Here is a 13,316-nt window from a genome sequence, read left to right as displayed (position 1 = left end):
AGTCCTCGTGGATGAACAGCTCGTACACCTGCCGGACGCGTGGCGGTCGCGGGTCCACCCCCGCCGTGGCGGCCGCCATCTGCCCTCAGCCGAGGTCGCGGCCGGCTCGAAACGGCCGCCCGACTTGACCGCGCACGACTCGCACCACCTGGAGCGGTCGCTGGCCAGGCACGGCGACTCCGGCCTCGTCAAGAGCGCCCGCCGCTTCCTGCGGGGCGAGCCCGACCCGTTGGGCGCCGCAATGGTCTCCCGTGTCGTCTCCACGGGCCCCACGTCCCGGGACTGGGCGATGCCGGAAGGGCAGGCGGCCGCGTGGGCCGCCCAGCACGGCCTCGCGTTCGCCGTGTGCGCGACCGTTGAAGCGGACGCGCTCATCGTCAACTTGCGTACCGGGCTCCCCGAGCACCCGCCCGTGTACCCCGACTTCGTTCCCTCACACGGCGACGCCTGCTTGCGCAGCGCACGCACCCTCCTGGCGGTCGCGGCCGACGACGAGTACCGCGCGGCCGTCGAAAGGCTGGAAGAGCACCGCACGACGTACGCGCACCGGCTCGCGACGGCCTATCTGGTGCCGGCGAGGCACGACTGGGTGGAGGACTGCTGCACCGATCCGGAGTACGCCGACCGGCAGTGGCACAGGCACCTCTGGAGGCTGCGCTGCGCGCTGGACACTCCTGGCCACGCCGACCTGTTCTTAACCCACATCCAGCGGCCTTGGCGTCATCACGAAGGCGACGATGTCATCGCCACCCTGGTGGACGGGCTCGGCTCCGCCGTCCTCCCTCTGCTGACGGCGTGGCTGCACGACAGCGACGTCGAATCAGGCAGGACCCTCTACAAGGCCCTTGCCCTCCTGCCTGAGGACACGGCGTTCGACGTCCTGGCCGAGCGGGCGGGCGACAAGCACGTCCAGCCCATCCTGCTCGACGCCATGGAACGCTTTCCCGTCCGCGCCCTGCGGCTCCTCGGCCCCCGCGCCGCCGGGACGTCCCGTACCGCCCAGACCATCACCGACCTGCTGCGCGGCCACGTGCGCGCCCATCCCGACCTCGCCGCGTCCGCGCTGCCCGGCCTGCCGGAGCAGGCGCGTAAGGTCGTCGGGACACTACTGGACGCGGTCACCGCCCAGGTCCCCGACGCGCCCGCCGACGCCCTTCCGCGCCTGCTGGTCGAGCCCCCGTGGAAGGCCCGGCGGAAGAAGGCCAAGCCGGTCGTTCTCCCGGACCTGACCGTCCCGGACCGCCGGTCGATCACGTGGGCGACCGGTGAACGGGAGCGGTGGCTGAACCAGCGGACGGGCCTGTACCGAAGTGCCGAGCCGGACGACTGGACCGAGGCGGTCGAAGACTTCCCCCGCCTGGCGCAGGTGCGGCAGGCGCACATGCTCGCGTTCGGGCCAGAGCAGGTGGTGCGTCCGCTTGTAACCGGTTGGACGCCCGACTATGAGCATCCGTCCCTCAACCCCTACTGGGCCGCGCCGCAGCGCATCCTGGCGAGGTTCCAACTGGACGCGTTCGAGCTGTTCCTTGGCATCCACCAAGTGAACACGTACCACTGCGATCAGCTGATCCAGCCATTCCTGTGCGCGGAGGCGGCCGGCACGGTGGCGTACTGGCTGGTCCGCGTGCCGCGTCGGCGTGCGGCGGCGACGGCCTGGCTGGAACGGCACGGGCTGAACGCCGTCCCGTTCCTGGTCCCTCCGGCCTTGGGCAGGCAGGGCGCGCGGCGCAGGGAGGCCGAGGCGGCGCTGCGCCTCCTGGCGACCACGCACGGCGCCGAAGAGACCGCCGAGGCGGGGGCGGAGCACGGGCGGCCTGCGGCCGACGCCATCGCGACCCTGCTGGCCACCGATCCGCTGGAGACCTTCCCCGCCCGGCTGCCGAAGCTTGGAGCGTGGGCCGATCCGCGGCTTCTCCCTCAGGTGCTTGTGCGCGAACGCGGCCTCGCCCTGCCCGCGGACACCATCGGGCATGTGCTCACCATGCTGTCGATCTCGACGCCCGACCAGGTGTACCCGGGCGTGGAAATCGTCCGCGAGGCGTGCGACCCGGAGTCGCTGGCCCGGTTCTCCTGGGACGTGTTTCGCCGCTGGGACACCCACGGCGCTCAGCCCAGCGACAACTGGGCGCTCTACCAGCTCGGCTGGCTCGGCGACGACGAGACGGCACGCCGCCTCGCCCCGTTGCTGCGGTCCTGGGCGGCGGAGAAGCGCAACCCGCGCGTGGCCACGGGACTGGACGTTCTGGCGGCGATCGGCTCCGACGTGGCGATGGTGCATCTGAACGGTATCGCCCTGTCGGCACGGTCGGCCCCGCTGCGGAGGAAGGCGCGGGAGAGGCTGGAGCAGGTGGCCGCCGACAGGGGGCTGAGCCCCGAGCAGCTCGCCGACCGGCTGGCTCCGATTTTCGGCCTGGAGGCGGACGGCGGCATGACGCTCGACTACGGGCCCCGGCGGTTCCGGGTCGGCTTCGACGAGCGGCTCAAGCCCTATGTGATCGACGAGGACGGCAAGGTGCGAACCACCCTGCCCCGGCCGTCGGCCGACGACGACTCCGACCTGGCTCCCGCCGCCTTCCGGCGGTTCGCCGCGTTGAAGAAGGACGTGGCGAAGGTCGCCGCCGATCAGCTGCGCCGCCTGGAGCGGGCGATGGCCGACCGGCGCCGGTGGCCGGTGGCCGAGTTCCGCGCCTTCCTGGTGGACCACCCGCTGATCTGGCACATCGCGCGCCGCCTGATCTGGACGGCCGAGACCGGCGGGGAGTCCACCCACTTCCGCATCGCCGAAGACCGCACCTTCGCCGACGTCCGCGACGATGCGCTGAACCTGCCCGACTCGGCCCAGATCACGATCGCGCACCCGGTACGCCTGGGCGCCCAGTTAGGCGCGTGGGCGGAGCTGTTCGCTGACTACGAGATCCTTCAACCCTTCCCGCAACTGGCTCGTCCCGTCCACACCCTGACGAAGGAGGAGGCGGCCGGCGACCGCCTCGCACGGTTCGAGGGCCTGCACGCACCGGCCAGAAGGCTGCTGGCGCTACGTAGCGGCCTCTGGGACGCGGCCGAACCGGCGTATGGAGGCATCACGGAGATAGCACGCAACGTGGGCAGCGACCGCCAGGTGCTCATCGCCCTCAACTATGGGCTCCGCCCGGAACTCGTCGGCCAGGAAGACGACCGCGAGATCACCCGCGTCTCGCTCATCGACCGCACGGGCGACACACCCGGACCCGTGTTCGCCGACCTCCCCCCGGAGACGATCTCCGAAATCCTCCTCGACCTCAACCACCTCACCACCCCATGACCACCACACCCCCGCCGATCAACCCGCCCCGCAACCGACGGCCTCAATCAGGTCATCGAACATCGACCCGAACGGCCACACCGCCTCATGACGCCGCCCCGCTCACGGGTCAGCTCGTTACGGTGCGGGCAGCGCCGGTCGGATCGCCGGCGACATCAACTTTGAACCGCCACACCGCATCACGACCACCACCCCACCCGCCCGTCAACCCGCCCCGGTACGGACGATCTCAACCGGACCCGCAGGTCAGCCCGACCCGGCGCGAACAGCGCCAGTCAGGCCGTCGACATCAGCCTGAGCGGGCTCAACACACCATGACCACCACGCCGCTCATCGGGCCAGGTTGTCTCGGCGCGAGCGGCTACGGTCAGACCGTCGACACCGACCCGAAGCGCCTCACCGCACCATGGACCACCACACCACCCGCAGGTCAGGCCGACCCGGCGCGGGCGGCGTCGGTCAGGTCGTTGGCGATGGCGGAGGCCGTGCGCCGCAGGGAACCGACCCAGAAGGGGATGCGGTCGCGGTCGAAGCGGGCCGAGGGCATCGCCACGGAGATCGCCGCCGCGGGGAGGCCGTCGCGTGGCCAGGGGACCGGGACGCCCAGCGCGCTGAGGCCCGTCTCGGTCAGGCCCTCGTTGATCGCGAAGCCGCGGCGGCGGACCAGCGCCAGTTCGCGCCGCAGACGGGCGAGGTCGACTCCGGCGGCGGCCGGGTCGGGGTAGCGGCGGTCCAGTTCGTCCGGTGGGAGCGCGGCCAGCAGCACCTTGCCGCTGGAGCTGAGGTGGGCGGGCAGGACCCGGCCGGAGCGGTCGCCGACTCTCAGGATCTGGTCGCACTCCACCGTGTCCAGGAAGCGGACCTCGCTCCCGGCGAGCACCTGGAGGTTCACCGTTTCCCGTACGCGTTCGACCAGCGCCCGCATGTGCGCGGGCGCGATCTCGTGCAGGAGCCGGACCGGGGCCGGGGTGGCGTCGGCGGGACGGAGCGCGGGCCCGGCCCGGTAACGGCGGTCGGCGTCCTGTTCGGCGAAGTCGCGGTAGACCAGCATCGCCAGCAGCCGGTGCGCCGTGGAGCGGGAGACGCCGAGCCGCTCCGCCGCCACCGACACCCCCATCGGCCCCTCCTGTTGCAGGAGCGTCGCCAGGCGCAGGGCGTGGTCGACCGAGTCGATGGCGTACTGGGGTCTGTTCTTCACACCAGAATAGTAGATCCCTTCTGCCAGAACCGCCCTACGGTGAGCCCATGACCGTCTCCATCACCCCAGGTGAGGGTCCGGGCCGGCCCGAGCCCTCGCCCGAACTGGACGCGCTCTACCGCGGCTTCGAGCAGGAGCTGCTGATCCCCCTGTGGACCGAGATCGGCGACCTGATGCCGCCCGAGCCCCGCCCGGCCGCCGTGCCGCACGCCTGGCGGTGGAAGTCGCTGCTGCCGCTGGCCGAACGGGCGGGCGAGCTGGTCCCGGTGGGCCGGGGCGGCGAGCGCCGCGCCATCGCGCTGGCCAACCCGGGCCTGGGCGGGCGCCCGTTCGCGACGCCGACGCTGTGGGCCGCCATCCAGTACCTCGGACCGCGCGAGAACGCCCCCGAGCACCGCCACACCCAGCACGCCTTCCGCTTCGTCGTGGAGGGCGAGGGCGTGTGGACGGTCGTGAACGGCGACCCGGTCGCGATGCGGCGCGGCGACTTCCTCCTCACGCCCGGCTGGCACTTCCACGGCCACCACAACGTGAGCGACGAGCCGATGGCGTGGCTGGACGGACTGGACATCCCGTTCTCCCACTACGTCGGCTCCACGTTCTTCGAGTTCGGTCCGGACGAGGTCAGCGACACCTCCGCCCCCGACAGGTCGCGTTCGGAGCGGCTGTGGGCGCACCCGGGGCTGCGGCCCGTCTCCAGCACCGGGCCGCTGCCCAGCTCTCCGATCGCCGCGTACCGGTGGGAGCACACCGACGCCGCGCTCGCCGACCAGCTCGCTCTGGAGGACGAGGGCCACCCAGGTGTCCTGGAGCCCGGGCACGCCGCGGTGCGGTTCACCAACCCCTCGACCGGCGGCGACGTCATGCCCACGATCCGGGCCGAGTTCCACCGGCTGCGCGCGGGCACGACCACCGCGACCCGGCGGGAGGTCGGGTCGTCGGTGTGGCAGGTGTTCCAGGGCACCGGCACGGTCCGGGTCGGCGACCATGAGTGGCGTGCCGAGCAGGGCGACCTGATCGTCGTGCCGTCCTGGGCACCGCTCACCCTGACCGCGAACGAGACCGAGCTGGACCTGTTCCGCTTCGGCGACGCTCCCATCTTCGAACGGCTCCACGCCGATCGCGTACACGTGGAAGGACGGCACCAGTGAGGCTCGCGACGATCCGGACGGCGGACGGCACCCAGGCGGTACGGGTCGACGGCGACCGCTACGCGCCCCTCGGCGCGCCCGACGTGGGCGCGGTGCTGGCGTCCCCGGACTGGTCCCGCACGGCCGCCGCGGCGGGTCCGGCCGAGACGCCGCTGGACGGGGTGGAGTACGCGCCGCTCGTCCCCGGCCCCGGAAAGATCATCTGCGTGGGGCTCAACTACCGCGCGCACATCCTGGAGATGGGACGCGAGCTGCCGCAGGCCCCGACGCTGTTCGCCAAGTACGCCGAGTCGCTGATCGGCGCCGCCGACCCGATCGCGCTGCCCCCGGAGACCGAGGGCATGGACTGGGAGGCGGAGCTGGCCGTGGTGGTCGGGGCCACGGTGCGGCGCGCGTCCCACGATGAGGCCGCGTCGGCCATCGCCGGGTTCACCGTCCTCAACGACGTCACCATGCGCGACTGGCAGAACCGCACCAAGCAGTGGCTCCAGGGCAAGACGTTCGAGGGCACCACCCCGCTCGGGCCCGTCCTGGTCACCCCGGACGAGCTGCCCGGCGGCACCGCCCCGGCCCTGGAACTGAGCTGCACGGTGGACGGCGAGCAGGTCCAGAAGGCCGCCACGGACGACCTGGTGTTCGGCCCGGTGGAGCTGGTCCGCTACATCTCCACCATCCTCACGCTCAAGCCCGGGGACGTGATCGCCACCGGCACCCCCGGCGGGGTCGGCCACGCCCGCAAGCCACCGCGCTACCTGGCCGACGGCTCCCGGGTGGTCACCGAGATCTCCGGCATCGGCCGCCTGGACAACGCGGTGCGGGCCGAGTCATGACGGGCCGGGAGCACGGCGACTCGCTCGCCTGGATGGAGGAGGGGACGCGGGTCCTGCTGGGCGTCCTGGACGACCTGCCCGACGACGCCCTGGACGCGGCGACGGAGCTGCCGTCCTGGTCCCGGCGGCATGTGGTCGCGCACGTCCACTACAACGCCGAGGCGCTGCGCCGCCTGGCGAGCTGGGCCCGCACCGGGACGCCCAGCCCGATGTACGCGAGCCGGGAGCAGCGGGACGAGGAGATCGAGGCGGGCTCGCGGCTGCCCGCCGCCGAGCTGCGCGCGCTCGTCCACGGGTCCGCCGAGGCGCTGGCCGGGGACCTGCGCGAGCTGCCCGACGACGCCTGGACGAACGAGGTCGTCACCGCGCAGGGACGCACCGTCCCCGCCACGGAGATCCCGTGGATGCGCACCCGCGAGGTCTGGATCCACGCCATCGACCTCAACGCGGGCGTCGGCTTCGACGACCTGCCGCCCGGACTGGTCCAGGCGCTCATCGACGACATCGTCGCCAAGCGGGTCGCCTCGGGGCAGGGACCGGAGCTCGTGCGCTGGCTGGCCGGGCGCGCCGGCTCCGCTCCGGACCTCGGCCCCTGGCTCTGAACGCGGGACCCGTCCGGCGTGGCGGGTCCCCCGTTCCAGGGGTCCCCCCGGTTCCAGGGGTTCAGACGGGTTCGGGCTCTGGTTCGGGCGTGGGAGGACCCGGCCGCGGCATCGGTGAGGGCGGCACCAGCGGACCGGGCTGGGGCGGTTCGGGCTGCGGGCCGGGCTTCGGCGCGGGCTGGGGGGCGGGGTTGGGAGCGGGCGGCGGGTGCACCGAGCCGGTGACCGCGTCCGCCGGCGGGTCGTGCCTCATGGCACCTCCTGTGTCGGTCATCTGGGTGTCGGTCCTCTGGATGTGGTACGTGGCGGCGCGCGCCTCGGCGGCCGAGGTGCCTTGATACCCACGGGTCACCCCGGTCATTCGGACGGGCCAGGCCGCGGACGGACCGATTCCCGGGCGGAATGACGGTGTTGGGCGCTATGCTCCTGCGCTTGCAGGGCCGTAGCGCAGAGGTCGTCGCGCCTAAGCACCAAGCTGGAGGACGCCGGTTCGAATCCGGCCGGTCCTGCCTCCCGCACTCCCCGGCCGAAACGGATGGCAGATTGTCGGACCTGCCCGATATCGTGCCGACCAACGGGGCCATAGCGCAGGGGCCATCGCACTCCACCGACCGGACGATGCCGGTCGGGACGCGGCCAATCCCGACACGGCCGATCCCGACACGGCCGGTCTCAGGCGCGGCCGCCGCTATGCCGACGGGGCCGAGGGAGCGGGAGTGCCGATGACACCGGTCGATCACGACACGCCCATCGACCCTGCCGACATCGACGCCTGCCTCCGCGTCCTGGCCCGCCTTCCCTCACCCGACGAGCAGGACGGTCAGAACGCCGCCGATCCGCGGCTGCGGGAGGTGTGGCAGGCCGTCGAACGGGCGCACCGCGAGTTCAAGAAGGCCCGCAAGACCGCGCGCCGCGCCGACCGGCGCCACCACGACCGCGAGGCCACCGCCGCCACCACCCGGTTCCGCGACCAGGACCCCGCCCCCACCCCGGCCGAACCGGCCGCCCCCGCCGCGAACGGAGAAGCGCGACCACGCACGACCGTCGTCCTGGGCGGCGAGCGGTCGTGCTACGTGTGCAAGGCGCGCTACCGGGAGCTCCACCCCGAGTACCACCTGCTCTGCCCGCCGTGCGCCGAGGAGAACCTGGCCCGCAGGTTCGCGCGCTGCGATCTGCGCGGGCGCCGGGCGCTGGTCACCGGCGGCCGGGTGAAGATCGGGTTCCAGGTGGCGCTCAAGCTGCTGCGGGACGGGGCCGAGGTGCTGGTCACCACCCGGTTCCCGCGCGACGCCGCCCGCCGGTTCGCGGCGGTGCCGGACGCCGGGGACTGGCTCGACCGGCTGCACGTCCACGGCGTGGACCTGCTCGACCTGCCCGCGGTGGCCGGGCTGCTGCGCGCCGCGCACGAGCGCTTCGACCATCTCGACATCCTGATCAACAACGCGGCGCAGACGATCCGGCGGCCCGCCGCCTACTACCGCGAGGTCCGCGCCGCCGAGGCCGAGGCGCTGACCGGCCCCGCCGCCCGGATCGACCTGGTGGACGCCGTCCCGCCCGCACGGGAACTGGAGAGCGGCGGCGCGCTCGCCGTCGCGCGGCCCGACCCAGAGGCGCTGGAGGCGCTGTTCCCCGCGGGCCGCACCGACGAGACGGGACAGCCGCTCGACCTGCGCGACCACAACAGCTGGACGCTGCGGCTGCACGAGGTCGACCCCGGCGAGTGGATGGAGGTGCAGCTGGTCAACGCGTTCGCGCCGTTCCTGCTCACCTCGCGGCTGCGCGGCCTGCTGGAGGCGTCGCCATGGCCGGACCGGTACGTGGTGCAGGTGTCGGCGATGGAGGGCAGCTTCTCCCGCAAGAGCAAGACCGTCCGCCACCCGCACACGAACATGGCAAAAGCGTCGCTCAACATGCTGACCCGCACGGCCGCCGCCGACTACGCGGCGTCCGGCATCCACATGAACAGCGTCGACACCGGATGGGTGACCGACGAGCGCCCGCATCCCGGCAAGCAGGCGCAGCGGGCGGTCGGCTTCCGCCCGCCGCTGGACGTCATCGACGGGGCGGCGCGCGTGTACGACCCGGTGGTGCGCGGTGTGCGCGGCGAGCGGCTGTCCGGATTGTTCCTGAAGGACTACCGACCGGTGGAGTGGTGAGATTGGCAGAACCGACGCCCGTACGCTGCCCGGCGATCGAGCACCCCGACGTGCCCGCCGCCGACCTGACCGACCTGGTGCCGCTGCTCGACCGGCTGGCCGAGCCCGCCGCGGTGGACGGCGACGAGACCTTCCCGCTCGGGACGCTGCGTCCCGACGGCCGGGTCGACCTGTGCAAGCAGGGGCTGGGCGCCGAGGGCGCGGCCCGGCTGCTGCCCGTCGCCGCCGGCTCGCCGCACGCCCGGCACGTGCTCCTCGGCACGAACGCCATCGGCGACGACGGCGCCCGCGCCGTGGCGGACGCGCTGCGTCCCGGGCACGGACTGGAGACCGTCTACCTCGGCTGCAACCGGATCGGTCCGGACGGCGCGGCGGCCCTGGCGGGGTCGCTGGCCGGCGACGGCACCGTCAAGGCGCTCTGGCTCAAGCGCAACCCGGTCGGCGACGCGGGCGCGCGTGCGCTGGCGGAGATGCTGCGGACCAACCGGACGATTCGCACGCTCGACCTGGTCAACACCGGTCTGGGCGCCGAGGGCCTGCGGGCGCTGCTGGACGCCCTGGCCGAGCGCCCGCAGCCGCTGGAACGGCTGTTCCTGGGCGGCAACGGGCTGAGCGCCGCCGAGGCCGGCCTGCTGGCCGCGCTGATCCGTGACGCGGGCGTCCGGGAGCTGTACCTGGCGGCCAACCACCTGGGCGACGAGGGCGCGGCGGTGCTGGCGGGCGCGTCCTCCGGCTCCGGGCGGTCCCGTCCGGTACGGCTCGGGCTGGGCGGCAACGGCATCGGCCCGGACGGCGCACGCGCGCTCGCCGGCGCCCTCGGCGGGATCGAGTCGCTCGACCTGGCCCGGCCGCCGTCCGAGCGGGCTCTGGGCGCGCCTCCCAACGCCACCGGCGACGAGGGCGCGGCCGTGCTCGCCGAGGCGCTGCCCGGCACCCCGCTGCGCCGCCTCGACCTGCGCCGCACCGGCATCACCGGGCGCGGCGCCAAGACGCTGCTGGCCCACGTCCCCGAAGACACGCGCCTGGAGTACGTGGGGCTGGGACCGGGCGTCCCGCGGCGGGTGAAGCGGGCGCTGGCGCCGCGGCTGCGCCCGGCCGCCCGTCCCCACCCCGACATGCGGGCGATCGCAAGCCTCTACCGGTGACCGGTATCCCAGAACGGGTGGCGCCATGATCGACCGACATGCCCAGTACCTGGCCGACTGGCGGAGGATCCGCCGGTACGCGGTGCCCCGCTGGATGATCGAGCGGGCCGCCGAGCGCCGTCTGGCGGGAGACTGGGCGGGGGCCTGCGCCGCGGCCCGTGTGCGGGTCGGCTTCGACCTGGCGTCCGTGGCGCGGGAGTACGGCGCCGCGATCGCCCGCGCGCTTGAGAAGGATCTGCTGCACCTGGTCCCCGACCTGCTGCGCTGGCATCTGCCGAGGCTGGGCGAGGGACGCAGCACCCTGGCCACCCACCAGAAGATCATCCTGGCGCGGCACCGCGCGGGAACGCTGTGGGCCGCCACCCCCACCATGGCCGACGGGTCCCAGCATCTGAACCTGCGGTTCGGCGCGATCCCGCGTACCCCTGACGACTTCTGGGGGCCGCGACCGCAGGATTGGACCTCCGCACGTCACCTCTGGGACTCCCGGCACACGGCGGAACTGTTCGAGCGCCACGGCGACGGGAAACGGGTCCCCTTCTTCCACCCCGACGGCACCCCGGTGGCCGACGGGGAGCTGGGCGACACCCGTACCCCGGTGGGACTGGCCGAGCACATCACGCTGCTCCAGGACCGGGGGGAGATCAAGGCCGCGTTCGAGGCGGCCGGGATCGACCTGGAACTCCAGAACCTCGACCTGCCCGTCCGCTATCGCGCCGACCACACGAGGCTCATGGTGGGGCTGCCGATCGCACCGTCCCGGCTCGTCGAGGAGGCCGAACGGCTCGGCCGGCGTTACCGCCGCTTCTGGATCCAGACCCGCTGGCCGACCTCCCTGGTGGTCTCGCTCGGCCGGCGCCCGCGGGCGGCGCTGGTCTCCAACAGCAAGGTCGCGGACGGGCTTCCGGTGCTGCCCGATCCCGCGTGGCGGCGTCTGCCCGACCTCGACCTGCTGCGCGCCGGGCTCATCACGCCGGAGGAACTGCACCCGCTGGTGCGGTCGGCGCTGTTCCCCGCGCGTCCGCCCGCCGAAGGCCCCGTCGGACCGCCCGATCCGCCGCCGTTGACGCCGTTGCGGGTGCGCTGCCGCGGCGACTGGCACCTCGTCCACGTCCGGGACGGTGACCTGCGGACCCCGCACACCGCGGAGGAGGAGCAGCGGGAGGCGGCGATGCGTGCGCTCGGCGGCAAGGTCACCGGCTGCTTCGCCGTCCGGCACACCTGGCACGGCGGCGACGGGCGGCTGCCGCGCGACCTGCGCGCCCAGCGCCGGGAGATCTTCCTCCGCACCCAGCACGGCGACGCCCCGGGCATCCTGCGCCTGCTCGACGCCGGCGCCGACCCTTTCGTACGGGACGGACGCAAGCGCACGCTGCTGCACTACATCCATATGCTCGACCACGAGGAACTGTTCCCCCGCCTTCTGGAGGCCGGGCTCGATTTGGAGGCCAGGGAGCAGGGCGACCGCACGCCCCTGCACATGGCGGTCGGCGACTACGGCTCGGAGCCGGTGATCCGGGCCCTGATCGACGCCGGCGCCCGTATCGACACCGTCGACGGGTGGGGCATGGGGCTGGTCGACCTCATCAAGCGCACGAAGCGCACCGACCTGGCCTGGCTCCGCGAGCGCCTGGAGAAGGAGCACCCCAATGTCGGTGGCATGTGGTGGGGTCCTGAGGACGAGGAATGAACGGCGCACGCGCATGCGGGCGCCCGCACGGAAGCTGGGGGTAGACGAGCGTTGGAACCGCAGTCATCCGGGCCGCTGGCCGCCGCGGACGAGCTGAACGCGCGGGTGCGCGCGTGGCGGACCGAGCCGTCGGAGAGCCCGCAGCTGGAGGCGCTGGCGCTGGCGGTGACGGCGAACCTGCCGGTGCTGCTGTGGGGTGAGCCCGGTATCGGCAAGTCGGCGGGCATGGAGCAGCTCGCCGCCGGGCTGGACCTGCCGCTGGAGACGGTGATCGCCAGCGTGCACGAGCCGTCCGACTTCGCCGGTCTGCCGATCATCGGGGACGACCCGGCCTCGACCGGCGTGCCGATGGCGCCGCCGGACTGGGCGGTGCGGCTCGCCTCGGCGGGGCGCGGGCTGGTGTTCTTCGACGAGCTGTCGTCCGCGCCGCCCGCGGTGCAGGCCGCGCTGCTGCGGGTCGTCCTGGAACGGCGGGTGGGGAGCCTGGCGCTGCCCGAGCCGGTACGGGTGGTGGCGGCGGCCAACCCGCCGTCCAGCGCCGCCGACGGCTGGCATCTGAGCCCGCCGCTGGCCAACCGGTTCGTCCACCTGCGCTGGACGCACGAGCCCCGGACGGTGGCGCGCGGCATGGCGGGCACCTGGCCGTCGGTGTCGATCCCCGTGGTCGATCCGGCGAAGGCGACCGGCGCGGTGGCCCGCGCCCGCGGCGCGATCTCCGGGTTCCTCACCGCGCGGCCCGGCCTGGCGCACCACCTGCCCGCCGACGCCGAGGCCAGGGGCGGGCCGTGGCCGTCCCCGCGCACCTGGGAGATGGCGCTGCGGCTGCTGGCCGTCGGGTACGCCACGGACGCGAGCCCCGAGGGCCTGTCGGCGGCGATCGTCGGGGCGATCGGCGACGGCGCCGGGATCGAGCTGCTGTCGTACCTGGAGGCGCTGGACCTGCCCGACCCCAACCGGGTTTTGGCGAACCCGGACGCGTTCAAGCTGCCCAAGCGCGGCGACCGGCAGCTCGCGTTCCTCACCTCCGTGGTCGCGGCGGTGCAGGGCGATGTCACCAGGCGGCGCTGGGAGGCCGGCTGGGAGGTGCTGGCGAAGGCCGTGGACGCCGGCGTCCCGGACGTCGCGGCGCGGGCCGCCGCCGACCTGGCCGCGCTGCGCGACACCGACTGGCCGGTGCCGGCCGGCATCGACGGGTTCGTCGACATCCTGCGGCTGTCGGGGGCCCTGCCGGGCGGTGGGTGAG

General features: G+C 73.7%; 10 protein-coding genes and 1 tRNA gene. 9 read left to right on the top strand and 2 right to left on the bottom strand.

Translation table 11 applies throughout. The features are described from left to right. Positions 1-7: 7 nt before the first annotated feature. Positions 8-3,301, top strand: coding sequence for a DUF4132 domain-containing protein (locus tag QSK21_RS13035; RefSeq protein WP_285695886.1), 3,294 nt, complete (start codon positions 8-10; stop codon positions 3,299-3,301). Positions 3,302-3,731: 430 nt separating this feature from the next. Here QSK21_RS13035 and QSK21_RS13030 read toward each other — a convergent pair whose 3' ends face one another. Beyond that, positions 3,732-4,499, bottom strand: coding sequence for an IclR family transcriptional regulator (locus QSK21_RS13030; RefSeq protein ID WP_285695885.1), 768 nt, complete (start codon positions 4,497-4,499; stop codon positions 3,732-3,734). Positions 4,500-4,546: 47 nt separating this feature from the next. On the opposite strand from QSK21_RS13030, the gene QSK21_RS13025 reads away from it, so the two are divergent. From QSK21_RS13025 to QSK21_RS13015, 3 genes are read left to right on the top strand one after another with little or no spacing between them, the layout of a single operon-like run. Beyond that, on the top strand, positions 4,547-5,650 hold the full coding sequence (locus QSK21_RS13025) for a cupin domain-containing protein (protein WP_285695884.1): 1,104 nt from the start codon (positions 4,547-4,549) through the stop codon (positions 5,648-5,650). Further along, on the top strand, positions 5,647-6,480 hold the full coding sequence (locus tag QSK21_RS13020) for a fumarylacetoacetate hydrolase family protein (protein WP_285695883.1): 834 nt from the start codon (positions 5,647-5,649) through the stop codon (positions 6,478-6,480). Before QSK21_RS13025 ends, QSK21_RS13020 begins: the two co-directional genes overlap by 4 nt. Continuing rightward, a complete protein-coding gene (locus QSK21_RS13015) occupies positions 6,477-7,082 on the top strand; it encodes a maleylpyruvate isomerase family mycothiol-dependent enzyme (RefSeq protein ID WP_285695882.1) in 606 nt (201 codons plus the stop codon). The genes QSK21_RS13020 and QSK21_RS13015 overlap by 4 nt, the downstream gene beginning before the upstream one ends. Positions 7,083-7,143: 61 nt before the next feature. Here the strand turns inward: QSK21_RS13015 and QSK21_RS13010 are convergent, their stop codons facing one another. Then, positions 7,144-7,335, bottom strand: coding sequence for a hypothetical protein (locus tag QSK21_RS13010; RefSeq protein ID WP_285695881.1), 192 nt, complete (start codon positions 7,333-7,335; stop codon positions 7,144-7,146). A gap of 183 nt (positions 7,336-7,518) precedes the next feature. Between QSK21_RS13010 and QSK21_RS13005 the strand changes: the two genes are divergently transcribed. The 5 genes from QSK21_RS13005 to QSK21_RS12985 all read left to right on the top strand — a co-directional run bounded on the left by QSK21_RS13005 (position 7,519) and on the right by QSK21_RS12985 (position 13,315). Next, a tRNA-Trp gene (locus tag QSK21_RS13005) sits at positions 7,519-7,591 on the top strand. Positions 7,592-7,804: 213 nt separating this feature from the next. Beyond that, the gene (locus QSK21_RS13000; RefSeq protein WP_285695880.1) at positions 7,805-9,238 is read left to right on the top strand and encodes an SDR family NAD(P)-dependent oxidoreductase; all 1,434 of its coding nucleotides are present in this window, start codon (positions 7,805-7,807) and stop codon (positions 9,236-9,238) included. 2 nt (positions 9,239-9,240) lie between these two features. Further along, the gene (locus QSK21_RS12995) at positions 9,241-10,383 is read left to right on the top strand and encodes a leucine-rich repeat domain-containing protein (RefSeq protein ID WP_285695879.1); all 1,143 of its coding nucleotides are present in this window, start codon (positions 9,241-9,243) and stop codon (positions 10,381-10,383) included. A 25-nt stretch (positions 10,384-10,408) separates the two neighbouring features. Next, positions 10,409-12,073: an ankyrin repeat domain-containing protein gene (locus QSK21_RS12990; RefSeq protein WP_285695878.1), complete on the top strand. Its 1,665-nt coding sequence runs from the start codon at positions 10,409-10,411 to the stop codon at positions 12,071-12,073. 51 nt (positions 12,074-12,124) lie between these two features. After that, positions 12,125-13,315 carry an AAA family ATPase gene (locus QSK21_RS12985; protein ID WP_285695877.1) on the top strand — a complete coding sequence of 397 codons (1,191 nt, stop codon included), beginning with the start codon at positions 12,125-12,127 and terminating at the stop codon, positions 13,313-13,315. Position 13,316: the final 1 nt, after the last annotated feature.

The organism is Actinomadura sp. NBRC 104412 (assembly GCF_030269515.1).
Taxonomy (GTDB): Bacteria; Actinomycetota; Actinomycetes; order Streptosporangiales; family Streptosporangiaceae; genus Spirillospora.
This window is presented reverse-complemented; position numbering and strand designations above follow the sequence as displayed.